Below are 16,620 nucleotides of genomic sequence, written 5' to 3'. Positions count from 1 at the left end.
TTCGACGCCCTGCTGCTCGGTTGACATACTCGGGGACGACCATGACCACTGACTCGAGCCCTGTCCCCGTCCGCGACCTGCTGTCGGTGGCGATGGTGACCCTCGGCTGCGCGCGCAACGAGGTCGACTCCGAGGAGCTGGCCGGCCGTCTGGAGGCGGACGGCTTCCGTCTCGTCGAGGATCCCGCCGACGCCGACACGGTCGTCGTCAACACCTGCGGCTTCGTCGAGGCCGCCAAGAAGGACTCGGTCGACACGCTGCTCCAGGCCGCCGACCTCAAGGAGCACGGCCGCCCGCAGGCGGTCGTGGCGGTGGGCTGCATGGCCGAGCGCTACGGCAAGGACCTCGCGGCGTCGCTGCCCGAGGCCGACGCGGTGCTCGGGTTCGACGACTACCCCGACATCGCGGCCCGGCTCCGGTCGATCGTCGCGGGGGAGCACCACGAGGCGCACACGCCGCACGACCGGCGCACGCTGCTCCCGATCACGCCGGTCGAGCGCGCCCTGTCCACGACCCCGGTGCCCGGGCACGCCTCCGGGCCGGCCTCCGTACGGCGGCGCCTCGACCCCGGTCCCACGGCCGCGCTCAAGCTCGCGAGCGGCTGCGACCGGCGCTGCTCGTTCTGCGCGATCCCGTCCTTCCGCGGCTCGTTCGTGAGCCGCCGGCCCAGCGACGTGCTGCAGGAGGCCCGCTGGCTGGGGGAGCAGGGCGTCCGCGAGCTGTTCCTGGTCAGCGAGAACTCCACGTCCTACGGCAAGGACCTCGGCGACCTGCGGCTCCTCGAGACGCTGCTGCCCGAGCTGGCGGCCGTCGACGGCGTCGAGCGGGTGCGGGTCTCCTACCTGCAGCCCGCCGAGACCCGCCCCGGACTGATCTCGGCCATCGCCGGGACGCCGGGCGTTGCGCCGTACTTCGACCTGTCGTTCCAGCACGCCAGCGCCACTGTGCTGCGCCGGATGCGCCGCTTCGGCGACCCGGACAGCTTCCTGGCGCTGCTCGAGCAGGTCCGCGGCCTCGCGCCGGCGGCCGGCGTCCGTAGCAACGTCATCGTGGGGTTCCCCGGCGAGACCGAGGAGGACCTCGAGGTCCTGTGCGACTTCCTGGTCGCCGCGCGTCTCGACGTCACCGGGGTGTTCGGCTACTCCGACGAGGACGGCACCGAGGCCGCGACGTACGACGGCAAGCTCGACGACGACGAGGTCCGGGTGCGCGTGGAGCACGTGACGGCGCTGGTCGAGGAGCTCACCTCCCAGCGGGCCGCGGACCGCGTCGGCGAGGAGGTCGAGGTGCTCGTCGAGCGCGTCGACGACGCAGCGGTCGACGGGGCGGTCGAGGGCCGCGCCGCCCACCAGGGCCCCGAGGTCGACGGCTCGACGTACCTGATCGAGCCTGGGCCGCAGGTGGGCGACCTGGTGCGCGCCGTGGTCGTCGACAGCGAGGGCGCCGACCTCTACGCGAGGGCGCTGTGATGGCCGAGGTGCAGGCACCGCCCAGCAACTGGAACGTGCCCAACGTGCTGACCACCCTCCGGATCGTGATGGTCCCGTTCTTCGGGTGGGCGCTGCTCGTCGACGGCGGCGACTCGATCCTGTGGCGCTGTATCGCCTACGTGCTGTTCGGGCTCGCGATGATCACCGACAAGATCGACGGCGACCTGGCTCGCAAGCACAACCTCGTCACGAACTTCGGCAAGATCGCCGACCCGATCGCGGACAAGGCGATCACCGGGATGGCTCTGATCGGGCTGTCCGTGGTCGGCGACGTGTGGTGGTGGGTGACGATCGTGGTGCTGGTGCGCGAGTGGAGCGTCACGCTGCTGCGGCTCTCGATCCTGAAGAAGGTCGTGATCGCGGCGGCCGACCTCGGCAAGCTGAAGACCACCTTCCAGGCGCTCGCACTCGGCACCCTGTGCCTGCCGCTGCGCGACACCGACCTGCCGGGCTGGGCCGAGGTGCCCGGCGACGTGCTGTTCTACGTCGCCCAGGCGTGCCTCGCCGTGGCCGTCGCGCTGACCCTGTGGTCGGGCTGGGAGTTCTTCCACGGGGTCTGGAAGCAGCGCCACCAGCTCCGCTCGGCCTGACAGCGACATCTGCCCGGTCGAAGATCCCGGCATCGGCGACTTCTGCCGTTGCAAACTGTGAGCTGAACAGCATTCTTTGCGGTCGCCATCCGTTGGTAGCCGAACCGTTACGTCCTGGGCACTTGGACTCTGGATTTCTTCCGGCGGCGTGGGGTTAGGTTCCAGGCACCACCCTTTCTCCACCAGTCGAAAGGTCCATCTAGTGCCCACCAGTAGTACTCGGGCGCGACGGGGCATCCGTGCCCTGACCGCCACCGCCGGGCTCGCGCTCGTCGCGACGTCCACCACGTTGGTCAGCCCCGCTGCCCACGCCGCCGACCCCGTCGACATCCAGATCCTCGGCATCAACGACTTCCACGGTCGGGTCGAACAGAGCCTCAGCAAGTACGACCTGTTCGGCGGGGCCGGCGAGCTCGCCGGCGCGGTCAACCAGCTCCGCGGCGAGCACCCCGACACCGTCTTCGCCGCCGCCGGCGACCTGATCGGTGCCTCGACGTTCACGTCGTTCATCGCCCAGGACAAGCCGACCATCGACGCGCTGAACGCGGCCGGCCTCGAGGTCTCGGCAGTCGGCAACCACGAGTTCGACAAGGGGTACGACGACCTGCTCAACCGGGTGATGGCGCCGTACAACGCCGACACCAACCCCTACGGCGGTGCCCAGTGGCAGTACATCAGCGCCAACGTGAAGGTGAAGGCGACCGGCAACCCGGCTGTCCCTGAGTCCTGGATCAAGGACTTCGGCGACGTCCAGGTCGGCTTCGTGGGCGCGGTCACCGAGCACCTCGGTGAGCTCGTCTCTCCGGCGGGCATCGCCGACCTCGAGGTGACCGACATCGTCGCCGCGGCGAACAAGACCGCTGACGACCTCAAGGCGGACGGCGCGGACATCGTGGTCCTGCTGGTCCACGAGGGTGCGTCGGGCACCGACTGCGCGACGATGGACGACGACCCGGCCTCCGACTTCGGCAGCATCATCACCGGCGTCGACGACAACGTCGACGCGATCATCTCCGGGCACACCCACCTCGCGTACAACTGCAAGTTCCCGGTGGCCGGCTGGTCGGGCCGCGCGCTCACCGAGCGTCCGGTGGTCTCGGCCGGTCAGTACGGCATGAACCTCAACCAGCTCGTCTTCTCCCTCGACCCCACCACCCAAGACGTGCTCGGTGTCGAGCAGAACCTGCTCCCGCTGGTCACCAACAAGGACGGCGTGATCGCACCCGTCTACCCGACGGACGCTGGCGTGCAGAAGATCGTCGACGACGCGGTCGGCCAGGCGGAGGTGCTCGGTGCCAAGCCGCTCGGAGAGATCGCTGCGCCGTTCAAGCTCGCGAGGCTCGCCGACGGCACCACGGTCAACCGCGGTGGCGAGTCGACCCAGGGCAACATGGTCGCCGAGGTGCAGCGGTGGGCGACGTCGAGCCCCGAGGCCGGGAGTGCCCAGCTCGCCGTCATGAACCCGGGTGGGCTGCGTCAGGACCTGCTCGGTCTCAACGAGAACGGCTACCCGGCGACCCTCACCTACAAGCAGGCGGCGACGGCCCAGCCGTTCGCCAACACGCTGGTGAACATGGACATGACGGGCGCCCAGATCAAGACGATGCTCGAGCAGCAGTGGCAGCCCGAGGGCTCCTCGCGGCCGTTCCTCAAGCTCGGCACGTCCGACGGCTTCACCTACACCTACGAGCCCGCCGCTCCCGCTGGCGAGCACGTGCAGCAGATGTGGCTCAACGGCGAGCCGATCCGGCCCGCGGTGACCTACTCGGTCACGGCGAACTCGTTCCTGTCCAGCGGTGGCGACAACTTCGCCGTGTTCAAGGAGGCCGCCACTCACAGTGACACCGGCAAGACCGACCTGCAGGCGATGGTCGACTACCTCGACACCTTCGCGTCGGAGACCCCGCTCGAGCCGTCGTACCAGCAGCATGCGGTCGGCGTGAGCTACCCGTCGGGCACGTCGGTCTACCGCAGCCGGACGGTCTCCTTCGGGCTGTCCTCGCTGGCGTTCTCGAACGCGTCGGACGTCAAGGACGACACGGTGAGCGTGTCGCTCGGTGAGGTGCAGCTCGGCGAGTTCCCGGTCGACAGCACGGTCCCCGACGGGCAGTTCGACGAGACCGGCGTGGCCCAGGTGCAGGTGACGCTGCCCGCGTCCGTGCAGCCGGGCGATCACACCCTGACCGTGACCGGCGCCACGACCGGCACCACCGTGGCGGTGCCGGTGACGTTCAAGAAGGCCTTCTCGTCGGTGTCCGCCACGGCCAAGCCCACGAAGGCCGTCGTCGGCAAGACCCGCCCGACCATCAGCGTGCAGGTCACCTCCGGCGGCGCGGCCGCGCACGGCAAGGTCGTCATCAGGACCGGCGGCAACGCCTACACCGCGACCCTCAAGAACGGGGCGGCCGTCGTCAAGCTGAAGCCGTACGGCAAGGTCGGCAGGAAGAGCGTTACGGTGCGGTATCTCGGCAACGACTCGATCATGCGGTCGTCGACGACCCTGAGCATCACTGTCGTCAAGAAGTAGTACGTCGTCTGTCGGGGCCCGCCGTGAGGCGGCCCCCGACGACGGATCCCCTACACCCCACTCGGAAGGCTTCCCATGTCCACGACGTCCCGGGCGTCGCGACGAGGTCTGGCGGCAGTCGCCACCCTCGCTGCGGCGGTCGCCGGCCTCACGCTGGCCCCGCTTCCCACCGCCCAGGCCGCGAGCACCGGCCTGGTCATCAGCGAGGTGTACGGCGGCGGGGGCAACTCCGGCGCCACCTACACCAACGACTTCATCGAGCTCTACAACCCGACGTCGGCGCCGATCAGCGTCGACGGCATGTCGGTGCAGTACCGCAGCAGCGGCGGGACCGCGGCCGCGTCCGGCGTCACCGCGCTGAGCGGCACCGTCCCCGCCGGTGGCCACTACCTGATCCAGGAGGCCGTGGGCGCGGGCGGCACGACGGCCCTGCCGACGCCGGACGCCACCGGCACGATCGCGATGAGCGGAACGGCCTTCACGGTCTGGCTGGCCTCCGGCACGACCGCGCTCAACCCGGCCGCGGACGGCACCGCCGTACGCGACGGCATCGTCGACCTGGTCGGGGTCAACAGCAACACCTACGAGACCGCCAAGGCCGCGGGCCTGAGCAACACCACCTCGAGCAGCCGCACCAAGGCCGACAACGACAACAACGCGGACGAGTTCGCGGCAGGTGCACCCACGCCCGAGGCCGCAGGCCCCACCGACCCGGAGCCGCCGGCCGAGCCGACCGAGGCGACCATCGCGGAGATCCAGGGCACCGGTGACGTCTCGCCGCTGGTCGGGGACCCGGTGACCACCGAGGGCGTCGTGACCGCGGCGTACCCGACCGGTGGCTACGACGGGTTCTACATCGAGACGCCCGGCAGTCCCGACACCCCGGGGGCCTCCGACGCCGTGTTCGTCTACGGCTCGGCCGCGACCGCCAAGGTCGCCGTCGGTGACAGCGTGGAGGTGACGGGCAAGGTCAGCGAGTTCAACGGGACCACCGAGATCACCCCGGCCGCCGAGGACGTCACGGTGCTGCCGACCCCGCTGGGCACGGTGACGCCGCTGACGGCGCCGTGGTCCGAGCTCGACACCGCGGCGGAGAAGGAGTCGCACGAGGGCGAGCTCGTGGTCCCGCAGGGCGACTTCACGGTCAGCGACAACTACGACACCAACTTCTACGCCTCGTTCACGCTCGCAGCCGGAGATCACCCCCTGGTCCAGCCGACCGACGTCGCCGACGCCCAGGACACGGCCGCGATCGCCGCGGTCCAGGCCGAGAACGCCGCCCGGACGATCACTCTCGACGACGGCGCGAGCATCAACTTCAGCTCCGCCGCCAACAAGAGCATCCCGCTGCCGTGGCTGTCGAAGTCCAACCCGGTGCGGATCGGCTCGGCGGTCACGTTCCACCAGCCGCTGGTGCTGGAGTACCGCTTTGGCATGTGGAACCTCCAGCCCACCAGCCAGGTGACCGGCGACGGAGCGGACGTGGCCACCTTCACCGACACCCGCACTGCCGCACCCGAGCCGGTTGGCGGCGACATCCGGCTGGCGACGTTCAACGTGCTCAACTACTTCCCGACCACCGGTGCCGACTACGAGGCCGCCGGTCTCGGGACCTGCACGTACTACAACGACCGCGCCGGCAACCACATCACCGTCAACCGCTGCGGCACCGACGCCTCACCCGGTCCCCGCGGGGCGGCGGACGACGTCAACCTCGCGCGTCAGCAGGCCAAGATCGTCGCGGCGATCGACCACCTCGGCGCGAGCATCGTGTCGCTGGAGGAGATCGAGAACTCGGTGAAGTTCGGCCTCGACCGGGACTACGCGCTCTCGACGCTCGTCGACGCGCTCAACGCCGACGCCGGTGCGGGCACCTGGGCGTACGCCCCGTCGCCCGCCGCGGCCGACCTGCCGACGGTCGCCGAGCAGGACGTGATCCGCACGGCGTTCATCTACAAGCCCGCCGACGTGACCCTGGTCGGGCCCTCGCACGTGCTGACCGGGTCGGCGGCGTTCGCCAACGCGCGGCAGCCGCTCGCCCAGGGCTTCAAGGCCACCGGCGCACCGGACTCCGACGCGTTCGCCGTGATCGTCAACCACTTCAAGTCCAAGGGCTCCGGCGTCGATGACGGCACCGGGCAGGGCAATGCCAACCCGGACCGCGTCGCGCAGGCGGAGGCGCTCAGCGACTTCGCCACCGAGATCGCCGCAGGGCTCGACACAGACGCGGTGTTCCTGACCGGCGACTTCAACTCCTACACCCAGGAGGACCCGCTCCAGGTCCTGTACGGCGACGGCTACGACAACCTCGAGTCGACCACCGACCCGGAGGAGACGACGTACAGCTACGACGGCATGGCCGGCTCCCTCGACCACGTGCTCGCCAGTCCGGCGGCCGCGGCGATGGTCACCGGCGTGGACATCTGGAACATCAACGCCGACGAGTCGATCGCGTTCGAGTACAGCCGCTACAACTACAACGCGACCGACTTCTACGCGCCAGACCCCTACCGGGCCTCCGACCACGACCCGGAGGTCGTCGGGATCGATCTGCCCGCGATCAAGGCCGGGGCCACCGTGACAGCACGGGCGGTGCCCGCGACGACCATCGCGAACCTGGTGCCGGTCACGCTCGTCGTGCGGGTCACCGGGGACGGCGGCGTGCCCACGGGCGCGGTGACGGCGACGTACGACGGACGAACCGCGCAGGCACGTCTCGTGCACGGGCACGCCGTGCTGCGGCTCGGCAGGTTCGCGGACGCCGGCACCCACCACGTCGAGGTCGCCTACTCGGGCGATGCCACGTTCGGTGAGGCGACCACCGGAGTCGACGTGAAGGTGATCAAGCTGTTCTGAGGTCGAACGCCGCGCGCACGAGGGCCAGGTGACTGAACGCCTGCGGGAAGTTGCCGATCATCCTCGTGCGCGCGGCGTCGTACTCCTCGGGGAGGAGCCCGACGTCGTTCGCCAGGCCGCAGAGGCGGTCGAAGAGCGCGAGCGCGTCGTCGGTCCGGCCGGCCCGGGCGTACGCCGACACCAGCCAGAACGAGCAGGCCAGGAACGGATGCTCGTCGCCGGGCAGACCGTCGACGCCGGTCTCGGTGCGGTAGCGCAGCACCAGCCCGTCGCGGATCAGGTCCTCCTCGATGGCGGCGATGGTGCCCAGCATCCGGGGGTCGTCGCCGGCGATGAACCCGATCTGGGGCAGCACGAGCAGTGACGCGTCGACCTCGGTCGTCTCGTAGTGCTGCACGAACGTCCCGCGCGCGTGGTCGAACCCGTGGTCGAGCACCTCCGCGCGGGCCGTGTCGCGCAGCTCGCGCCACTCGTCGACCGGCCCGTCGAGGTCGAAGTCCTCGATCGCGCGGACCGCCCGGTCGAACGCCGCCCACACCATCGCCTGGGAGTGGGTGAACCGCTGCTGCGGACCGCGGACCTCCCACAGCCCGTGGTCGGGCTGCTGCCAGGTCTTCGCGAGGTTCTCGACGAGCGCGCGCTGCAGCGCCCACGCGCTGCGGTCGGCGTGACCGGTGGCCTGCCGGGTCTGCTCCAGGGCGATCATCACCTCGCCCAAGACGTCGAGCTGGCGCTGGAGCGAGGCACCGTTGCCGATCCGCACCGGCCGTGAGTCGGCGTAGCCGGGCAGGTGGGGGAGGTCGACCTCGGTCAGCCGCCTGCTGCCGTCGACGGCGTACACGATCTGGAGGTCGGCCGGGTCGCCGGCGACGGCCCGCAGCAGCCACCCCCGCCACAGTTGGGCCTCGGCCGTGTAGCCCGCCTCGATCAGGGCCCCGATCGTCAGTGCCGCGTCGCGCAGCCAGCAGAAGCGGTAGTCCCAGTTGCGCTGCCCGCCCGGGTCCTCGGGGAGAGAGGTCGTGGGGGCCGCCACGATGCCGCCGGTCTCCGCGTCGGTCAGCAGCCGCAAGGTGGACAGTGACCGCCGCACGAGGTCGGGATGCGGCATGTCCGCGCGGCAGCGGCCGGCCCAGTCCTGCTCCTCGGCGATCGACGCGTCGACCCGATCGTCCTGCACCCCGAGGTCGCCCACGGGCAGGTGGGAGGGCAGCCAGGTCGTCGAGAACGTGAGTACGGCGTCGGCCGCGACGTCGAACTCGTCGGTGTGCCGGTGATCGCTGGCTCGGGGGAGCCGAGGGCCGCGCAGCACCAGGAGATCCGGACCGCCGATCGCAGTGATCACCGCCTCACCGTCGACGGTCTCACGCTGGACCCACGGCAGGATCGCGCCGTAGTCGAGGCGCACCATCCACTCGTGGCGCATCCGCACGGTGCCGCTGACCCCGCGGACCCGGCGCACCACGTCCGCCCGGTCGTCCCCCGGCGGCATCACGTCGGTGAGCGTCACCACCCCGGTCGCGGTGGTGAACGTGGTCTCCAGCGCCGACGAGGCGCCGACGTAGCGGCGGCTCACCTCGTAGTCGTCGACCGGGCACAGCTGCCAGTGGCCGTGCTCGTCGGTGCCGAGGAGGCCCGCGAAGCACGCCGAGGAGTCGAAGCGGGGCAGGCAGAGCCAGTCGATCGAGCCGTTCGTGCCGACGAGCGCCCCGGTCCGGCGGTCGCCGATGAGGGCGTAGTCAGCAATCGGGAGCGCCATGGCCAGAGGCTAGCCTTGCCCCCGTGACGGACCTCCTGACCCGGGTGCACCTCCTGCTCCGCGCCGGCGGCAGCACGATCGCCACCGCCGAGTCGCTGACCGGGGGGCGGCTGGCGGTCGCCCTCACCGACATCCCGGGCGCGTCGGAGACCTACCTCGGCGGCGTGGTCACCTACGCCACCGAGATCAAGTCGTCGCTGCTCGAGGTCGACCAGTCGATCATCGACCGGCACGGCGTGGTGTCCGCCGAGTGCGCCCGCGCGATGGCCTCGGGAGTGCGTGCGCTGATGGGGGCGACGTACGGGCTCTCGACGACCGGGGTCGCCGGCCCCACCGAGCAGGAGGGCAAGCCGCCGGGCACCGTGTTCGTCGGCATCGCCGGACCGGGCCTGCTCGAGGCGGTCGCGCTCGAGCTGAGCGGCGACCGCGGCAAGATCCAGCAGCGCACCTGCCAGGAGGCGTTCGAGGCGTTGGAGGCGGTCCTCCGACGGGAAGAAACGACCCTCCGGTAGCGTTGTTCGCACAGACCTTCGACCCAAGGAGACGCGCATGGTGCTGTTCCGTCGGCTTCTCGGCGACGTGCTCCGCGACCTGCGGCTGCAGCGGGGCATGACCCTGCGCGAGGTCTCCGCCGAGGCCCGGGTCAGCCTGGGCTACATCTCCGAGATCGAACGCGGCCAGAAGGAAGCCTCCTCCGAGCTGCTCGCCTCGCTGTGCTCCGCACTCGACGTCCCGCTCTCCGACGTGCTCCGCGACGTCTCCGACGCGGTCGCGCTGGAAGAGACCGCGACCGCGCTCGCGGTCGTGCCCGCCGCCTGATCGGTCAGCGGCGCGGCTGGCACGCCGGGCACCAGTAGGCGATGCGCTCGCGGCCCGGCTCGCCGAGGTGGTCGTGCTCGACCACCGTGCCGCACCGCAGGCAGCGCTCGCCGGCACGGCCGTAGACCCAGAGGCTGCGGCCCCGGCGCTTGTCGCCGGTGGTGCAGATCTGGGGCTGGTGGCGGTTCTGGTCGAGCATCGAGCGCGCCAGCCGCACCATCCGCAGCGGGTCGGCGACGACGGCGACCGGGTCGCGCGGGTCGTAGCCGGTGAGGAAGCAGAGCTCGGTGCGGTAGACCGTGCCGAGGCCGGCGAGGTTGCGCTGGTCGAGCAGCGCCTCGCCGAGCGGGCGGCTCGGGTCGGCGGTGAGCCGGCGTACGGCCTCGTGCTCGTCCCAGTCGGGGCCGAGCAGGTCGGGGCCGAGGTGGCCGACCAGGTCGGCCTCACGCTCGCGGGGCACCAGGTCGACCACACCGAGCTGGAAGCCGACCGCGCTGCGGCTGCCGACGTCGAGCACCACCCGCGCGAGGTGGGCGGGCCTAGTCCAGCGCTCGCCGGCGCGGAAGACACGCCACGAGCCCTCCATCTTGAGGTGGGTGTGGAGGGTCCACGGCACATCGTGCTCGATGCGGGTGAGCAGGTGCTTGCCCCGGGAGACGGTCTCGACCACGGTGCCGCCGGACAGGTCGGCGGTGGCGTGCTGAGGCACCCGCAGGTCGGCGCGCACGAGGCGCTGCCCGTCGAGCGCGCGGCGGAGCCGCTCGGCGGTGCGCCAGACGGCGTCGCCCTCAGGCACCGGCGACCGTCCGCAGCCGCAGTCCCCGGGGGGTGGCGACGAAGCCGGCGCCCTGGAGCGCCTCGCGCAGGGGCGTGGATCCGGAGCCGAGCAGCTGCTCGCCGTCGGCGCGCTCGACGGTCATCCGTCCCAGCGAGCCGCGGCGCGCGGCGTCGGCGAGGGACGCGGCGGCCGGACCGAGCAGGTCGGCGTCGTCGGACCAGGTGAGCAGCGTGCGGCCGCCGCGCTCGACGTACATCGTGAGGACGCCGTCGACGAGCACCACGATCGCGCCGGCCTTGCGGCCCGGCCGATGGCCCCCGTCGCTCTCGGGCCAGGGGAGCGCCGCGCCGAAGGGGTTCGCCGGGTCGGTCGCGGCGAGCGCGAGAGCGGTGGGCTTGGCGTCCGCCGGCACCTCGGCGAACGTCCGCAGCCGGTCGACGGCGCCGGCGGAGCCGAACTGCGCCGCGCCGAGGCCGGCGACGAAGTAGCCGCGCCGGCAGCGACCGGAGTCCTCGAACGCCGAGAGCACCTTGTAGACGGCGGCGAACCCACCCGGGACGCGCTCGCCGACGACCGCGCCGCGGGTGACCACGCCGTGCCGCTCGAGCATCCGCTCGGCGGTGGCGTGGGCGCGGCGCGTGGCGTCGGTGTCGATGGCCGGCAGCAGCGCCCAACGCCCGGCGGTCTCGGGCGGCCCGGTGCGGATCGGCCGTCCGGCGCGCGGCGGCGGGCGCCGGGTGCGATGGGCAGGGGTGCCGGAGCGGGTGAGCGCGCGCAGCGGGGTGAGCGTGTCGTTGCTGATCCGGCCGGCCCAGACGAGGTCCCAGATCGCCGCGGAGAGCGCCGTGTCGTTGGTGGAGCCCACCGCGTCGGAGAGCTGGCGGAAGAACCACGCGCCGCCGGGGGCGAGCGCGTCGAGGACGGCCTGGTGGAGCTCTCCCCAAGATCCAGGGGAGTGCTCGAAGGGCTGCGGCTCGGGCAGCGTGAGGTGCGCCTGGTCGGCGAGGTGCAGCGACACCCAGCCGTCGGCCCCGGGGAGCGCGGCGTGGCCGGCCCACAGCACCTCGCCCGAGGCGGTCAGCTCGTCGAGGTACGACGGCTCGTAGTCCCGCACCCGGGCGGCGAGCACCAGCGGCTCGAGCGCGGACGCGGGCACCGAGCAGCCGGCGAGCTGGTCGATCGTGGCCAGCACGCCGTCGACGCCGCGGCGGCCCCGGGTGGTCACGTGCTGCCAGGCCCCCAGGAAGCGTCCGAGCGCCTCCGGCTCGACCGGCTCGATCTCCTGGCGCAGCCGGGCCAGCGAGCGGCGCCGCAGCCGGCGCAGGACCTCGGCGTCGCACCACTCGGTGCCGCTGCCGGACGGGCGGAACTCGCCGTCGAGCACCCGTCCCTGGGCAGCGAGCCGCTGCAGGGTGTGGCGCACGACCGCGGCGCCGAGCCCGAGCCGGGTGGCGACCTCGTCGGTCGTGAACGGTCCGTGGGTGCGGGCGTGGCGTGCGACCAGGTCGGCCAGCGGGTCGGCCACCGGCTCGGCGAACACGTCGGCGACGCCGGGCGGCACCGGGACACCGAGCCCGTCACGCAGCCGGCCGGCGTCCTCGACCACGGCCCAGCGCTCCTCGCCGGCCATCCGCACCTGCACGAGCCGGCGGCTGAGCGCGAGTGCGTCCAGCCACTCGGCGACGTCGGCGCCCGGCACGGTGCGCGCGGCCACCTCGTTGGTGCTGAGCGGGCCGACCAGCCGGACCAGGTCGACCACACCCTCGGCGTCGCGGGCGCGGCGGTCGGGGGCGAGCCGCTGCAGCTCGGCCTCGACCTCGGCGAGCACCTCGGGGTCGAGCAGCTCGCGCAGCTCGGCGCGGCCGAGGAGCTCGGCGAGCAGCCCCTGGTCGAGGGAGAGCGCCGCCGCCCGGCGCTCGGCGATGGGGGAGTCGCCCTCGTACATGAACTGGGCGACGTAGCCGAACAGCAGGCTGCGCGCGAACGGTGAGGGCGCCTGGGTCGACACGTCGACGACCTGCACCTCGCGCCGCTCGACGCCGCGCATCAGCGCGAGCAGCGAGGGCAGGTCGTAGACGTCCTGGAGACACTCGCGCACGGCCTCGAGCACGATCGGGAACGACGGGTACTGCACCGCCACCTCGAGCAGGGCGGCCGAGCGCTGGCGCTGCTGCCACAGCGGGGAGCGCCGGCCGGGGTCGCGGCGGGGCAGCAGCAGGGCCCGGGCGGCACACTCGCGGAACCGGGAGGCGAACAGCGCGGACCCGCCGACCTCGGTGGTGACGATGGCCTCGATCTCGTCGGCCTCGAACACGATCACGTCGCCGCTGGGCGGCTCGGCCTCGGTGTCGGGGATGCGGATCACGATGCCGTCGTCGGAGGCGACGGCCTGGCCGTCGACGCCGTACCGCTCGCGCAGCCGGGCGTTGATCGCCAGCGCCCAGGGTGCGTGCACCGGGGTGCCGTAGGGGGAGTGGACGACGAGGCGCCAGTCGCCGAGCTCGTCGCGGAACCGCTCGACGAGCAGGGTGCGGTCGCTGGGCAGCACGTTGGTGGCCTCGAGCTGCTCGTGGAGGTAGGTCAGCAGGTTGCCGGCGGCGTACTCGTCGAGCCCGTCCCGTACGGCGCGCGCGGTGGCCTGGTCGCGCGGCAGGGCGGCCAGTTCGCGGGTGAACGCGCCGATCGCGGCCCCCAGCTCGGCCGGGCGGCCGAGGGTGTCGCCCTTCCAGAACGGCAGCCGGCCGGGGATCCCGGGCGCGGGCGTCACCAGCACCCGGTCGTGGGTGATGTCCTCGATGCGCCAGCTGGTCGCGCCGAGCGCGAACACGTCGCCGACCCGGGACTCGTAGACCATCTCCTCGTCGAGCTCGCCGACCCGGCGGCCGGGGCCGGTGCCGCCGACGAGGAACACGCCGAACAGCCCGCGGTCGGGGATGGTGCCGCCGCTGGTGACGGCCAGCCGCTGGGCGCCCGGGCGGCCGGTGAGGAGGCCGGTCACGCGGTCCCAGACGATGCGGGGGCGCAGCTCGGCGAACTCGTCGGAGGGGTAGCGGCCGGCGAGCAGGTCGAGGGTGGCGTCGTAGGCGCTGCGGGGCAACTGGGTGAACGGCGCGCTGCGGCGCACCAGGTCGTAGAGCTCGTCGACCGGCCAGGCGTCGAGCGCGGTGGCGGCGACGACCTGCTGGGCGAGCACGTCGAGCGGGTTGGCGGGCACCCGCAGCGACTCGATCGCGCCGGTGCGCATCCGCTCGACCGCAACCGCGGTCTGGGCGAGGTCGCCGCGGTGCTTGGGGAACAGCACCCCGCGGGACACCTCGCCGACCTGGTGACCGGCGCGGCCGACCCGCTGGAGCGCGCTGGCCACGCTCGGGGGGCTCTCGATCTGGATGACCAGGTCGACCGCGCCCATGTCGATGCCGAGCTCGAGGCTGCTGGTCGCGACCACGCAGGGCAGCCGGCCGCGCTTGAGGTCGTCCTCGATGAGCGCCCGCTGCTCCTTGGAGACCGAGCCGTGGTGGGCCTTGGCGATCACGGTCTGGGCGCCGTGGCTCTGACCGGACTGCGCCATCACGTGTGCGGGCGCACCCACGGTGGTTGAGGTGCCAGCGGAGCGAGCCTCGAAACCACCGTCACCCGCCCGCTCCGTCGCGATCTCGTTGAGCCGGGCGGTGAGCCGCTCGGCGAGCCGCCGGGAGTTGGCGAACACGATCGTGGACCGGTGCTGCTCGACGAGGTCGACCACCCGCTCCTCGACGTGCGGCCAGATCGACTGGGCGCGCTGCGGGTCGTCGCTGTCCTCGTCGTACTCCGACGGCGCCGTCATGTCCTCGACGGGCACGACGACCTTGAGGTCCCACTCCTTCTCGCTCGGCGGCGCCACGATCTCGACCGGGGCGGTGCCGCCGAGGAACCGGGCGACCTCCTCGAGCGGGCGCACGGTCGCGCTGAGGCCGATGCGCTGGGCGGGCCGCTCCAGCAGCGCGTCGAGGCGCTCGAGGCTGACCGCGAGGTGGGCGCCGCGCTTGCCGCCGGCGACGGCGTGCACCTCGTCGACGATCACGGTCTCGACGCCGCGCAGCGACTCGCGGGCCTGGCTGGTCAGCATCAGGAACAGCGACTCGGGCGTGGTGATCAGGATGTCGGGCGGGCTGGTGGTCAGCTTGCGTCGGTCGGCGGCCGGGGTGTCACCGGACCGGACGCCCACCCGGAGCTCGGGCACCGGGGTGCCGAGCCGGTCGGCGGTGTGGCGGATGCCGGTCAGCGGGGCCCGCAGGTTGCGCTCGACGTCGACGCCCAGCGCCTTGAGCGGGGAGATGTAGAGCACGCGGCAGCGGTGCCGCTTGTCCTCGGGCGGCGGCGTGGTCAGCAGCCGGTCGAGGCTCCACAGGAACGCGCTGAGCGTCTTGCCCGACCCGGTCGGCGCGACCACGAGCGCGTGCCGCCCGGCTCCGATCGCGTCCCAGGCGCCCTCCTGGGCGGGCGTGGGCGTCGCGAACGCCGCACCGAACCAGGTGCGGGTCGGCTCGCTGAACCGGTCGAGGGCTGCCACCCGACCATCCTTGCTCACGGCACCGACAGTCGGGTGCGGGTCACCGCCGCGGCAGCTCGAGGTGCGGGACCGGCGGCTCGGTGAGCTGCGGCATGGGCACCGGACGGGGATCTCGCTGGTGCACGTGCGGGATCGGGACCGGCGGCAGGCCGTGCGGCTGAGCGTGCGGGATCGGCACCGGCCGCGTGGCGTCGGGGAGGTACGGCGGTGCGACGTGCCGGTGCGCCCGGGCGGCGGGCGGCACGGGGTCGGGCGCCGGTGCCGTCCGCGCCTGCGCGGCGACGCCCGGGCTCAGCGCACCCGCGGCCAGCACCAGGGCCGCGAGCGCGGGCAGCGGCCTCATGAGACCGATCGTAGCTCCGGTTCGATCTGCACCGGCGCCGATCGACGGCCGGTGTCCCGACCGCCCGGCCACTGGACGAACAGCACCGTCCCGAGCACCAGCGCACCGCCGAGCACCTGCTGCGGCGACAGCGACTCGCCGAACACGAGGGCCGCTGCGGTGACCGTGACGACGGGCTCGATGATCGACAGGAGCGCGGCGACCGACGGCCCGACCCGGGCGAGACCGGCGAAGAACAGCAGGATGGCGCCGACGGTGCTGACCAGCGCGATCAGCGAGAGCCAGAGCCAGCCCCGGGCCGCGAACGCCAGGTCGGGCGCGCCGTGCAGCCCCGACCACACCGCGAACGTCGCGAACGCCCCGCAGCAGACGAGGGTGGCGAAGGCGATCGGGTCGGTGCCCGCGACCCGGTCGCCGACGAGGATGTAGACCGTGTAGACGACTGCCGACCCGAGGGCGCACGCCGACCCGGCGAGGTCGAACGTCCCCGCGGACGCGCCGCCGAGCACCAGCGCGACACCGGTCAGCGCCACCACGAGGCCTAGGGCCCGGCGGCGGGTCGGCGGCTCGCGCCGGGTCAGCACGGCCATCGTCATCACCAGGAGCGGATAGACGCTGAAGACCAGGGCCACCTCGGACGCGTCGACCCGGGTCAGCGCGGCGAAGTAGAGGCCGGCCTGGGCGGCGTACCCGACGGCGCCCATCAGCAGGCCGACGACCACCGCTCGCCGGGTCAGGAGGCGTAGCCGTCCTCGGGAGAAGGCGAGCAGCAGGAGGCCGGCGAGACCGAAGCGGACCAGCAGCAGCGCGTCGAGCTGCACGCCGTCGTCGTACGCGAGCTTCGCGAAGACCGCCATCACGCCGAAGGCGACGGCGGAGAGGAGGCACGCGATCGATCCCATGCCTCCAGTC

11 protein-coding genes are annotated in these 16,620 nt (G+C 72.6%); 6 read left to right on the top strand and 5 right to left on the bottom strand.

Features of this window, described 5'->3' with window-relative positions; all coding sequences use genetic code 11:
* The first annotated feature begins 80 nt into the window (after window positions 1-80).
* The 4 genes from rimO (at window position 81) to QQZ14_RS23385 (ending at window position 7,463) form a co-directional block, all read left to right on the top strand.
* Complete coding sequence (gene rimO / locus QQZ14_RS23400) at window positions 81-1,469, top strand: 30S ribosomal protein S12 methylthiotransferase RimO (RefSeq protein WP_284536955.1); 1,389 nt, start codon at window positions 81-83, stop codon at window positions 1,467-1,469.
* The gene (gene pgsA / locus QQZ14_RS23395) at window positions 1,469-2,080 is read left to right on the top strand and encodes a CDP-diacylglycerol--glycerol-3-phosphate 3-phosphatidyltransferase (protein ID WP_284536839.1); all 612 of its coding nucleotides are present in this window, start codon (window positions 1,469-1,471) and stop codon (window positions 2,078-2,080) included. Before rimO ends, pgsA begins: the two co-directional genes overlap by 1 nt.
* Before the next feature lie 202 nt (window positions 2,081-2,282).
* Entirely contained in the window at window positions 2,283-4,607 is a 2,325-nt protein-coding gene (locus tag QQZ14_RS23390; protein WP_284536838.1) for a bifunctional metallophosphatase/5'-nucleotidase, read from the top strand.
* A gap of 75 nt (window positions 4,608-4,682) precedes the next feature.
* Complete coding sequence (locus QQZ14_RS23385; RefSeq protein WP_284536837.1) at window positions 4,683-7,463, top strand: ExeM/NucH family extracellular endonuclease; 2,781 nt, start codon at window positions 4,683-4,685, stop codon at window positions 7,461-7,463.
* Here QQZ14_RS23385 and QQZ14_RS23380 read toward each other — a convergent pair.
* Window positions 7,450-9,219 (bottom strand): glycoside hydrolase family 15 protein, encoded by a 1,770-nt coding sequence (locus tag QQZ14_RS23380; protein WP_284536836.1) that lies wholly within the window; start codon window positions 9,217-9,219, stop codon window positions 7,450-7,452. The genes QQZ14_RS23385 and QQZ14_RS23380 overlap by 14 nt on opposite strands.
* A 23-nt stretch (window positions 9,220-9,242) precedes the next feature.
* Between QQZ14_RS23380 and QQZ14_RS23375 the strand changes: the two genes are divergently transcribed.
* Window positions 9,243-9,731 (top strand): CinA family protein, encoded by a 489-nt coding sequence (locus QQZ14_RS23375; RefSeq protein ID WP_284536835.1) that lies wholly within the window; start codon window positions 9,243-9,245, stop codon window positions 9,729-9,731.
* A 37-nt stretch (window positions 9,732-9,768) separates the two neighbouring features.
* Window positions 9,769-10,038 (top strand): helix-turn-helix domain-containing protein, encoded by a 270-nt coding sequence (locus QQZ14_RS23370; protein ID WP_284536834.1) that lies wholly within the window; start codon window positions 9,769-9,771, stop codon window positions 10,036-10,038.
* 4 nt (window positions 10,039-10,042) lie between these two features.
* Here QQZ14_RS23370 and QQZ14_RS23365 read toward each other — a convergent pair whose 3' ends face one another.
* Genes QQZ14_RS23365 through QQZ14_RS23350 form a run of 4 tightly spaced genes read right to left on the bottom strand, consistent with a single transcriptional unit; the run spans window position 10,043 to window position 16,610 of the window.
* Window positions 10,043-10,834, bottom strand: a complete 792-nt coding sequence (locus tag QQZ14_RS23365; RefSeq protein ID WP_284536833.1) for a DNA-formamidopyrimidine glycosylase family protein — start codon at window positions 10,832-10,834, stop codon at window positions 10,043-10,045.
* Entirely contained in the window at window positions 10,827-15,365 is a 4,539-nt protein-coding gene (locus QQZ14_RS23360) for an ATP-dependent helicase (RefSeq protein ID WP_284536832.1), read from the bottom strand. The genes QQZ14_RS23365 and QQZ14_RS23360 overlap by 8 nt, the downstream gene beginning before the upstream one ends.
* Window positions 15,366-15,405: 40 nt before the next feature.
* Window positions 15,406-15,708 carry a hypothetical protein gene (locus QQZ14_RS23355; protein WP_284536831.1) on the bottom strand — a complete coding sequence of 101 codons (303 nt, stop codon included), beginning with the start codon at window positions 15,706-15,708 and terminating at the stop codon, window positions 15,406-15,408.
* Window positions 15,705-16,610, bottom strand: a complete 906-nt coding sequence (locus QQZ14_RS23350; RefSeq protein WP_284536830.1) for a DMT family transporter — start codon at window positions 16,608-16,610, stop codon at window positions 15,705-15,707. The genes QQZ14_RS23355 and QQZ14_RS23350 overlap by 4 nt, the downstream gene beginning before the upstream one ends.
* Window positions 16,611-16,620 lie beyond the last annotated feature (10 nt).

The organism is Nocardioides sp. T2.26MG-1 (genome assembly GCF_950101795.1).
Classification (GTDB): domain Bacteria; phylum Actinomycetota; class Actinomycetes; order Propionibacteriales; family Nocardioidaceae; genus Nocardioides.
Note: the sequence above shows the minus strand (reverse complement) of the source record. Positions and strands in the feature narration are given on the sequence as shown.

Coding starts and splice junctions, on each gene's coding strand:
- pgsA (WP_284536839.1), top strand. CDS start 1,469: ATGGCCGAGGTGCAGGCACCGCCCAGCAACTGGAACGTGCCCAACGTG.
- QQZ14_RS23385 (WP_284536837.1), top strand. CDS start 4,683: ATGTCCACGACGTCCCGGGCGTCGCGACGAGGTCTGGCGGCAGTCGCC.
- QQZ14_RS23380 (WP_284536836.1), bottom strand. CDS start 9,219: ATGGCGCTCCCGATTGCTGACTACGCCCTCATCGGCGACCGCCGGACC.
- QQZ14_RS23370 (WP_284536834.1), top strand. CDS start 9,769: ATGGTGCTGTTCCGTCGGCTTCTCGGCGACGTGCTCCGCGACCTGCGG.
- QQZ14_RS23355 (WP_284536831.1), bottom strand. CDS start 15,708: ATGAGGCCGCTGCCCGCGCTCGCGGCCCTGGTGCTGGCCGCGGGTGCG.
- QQZ14_RS23350 (WP_284536830.1), bottom strand. CDS start 16,610: ATGGGATCGATCGCGTGCCTCCTCTCCGCCGTCGCCTTCGGCGTGATG.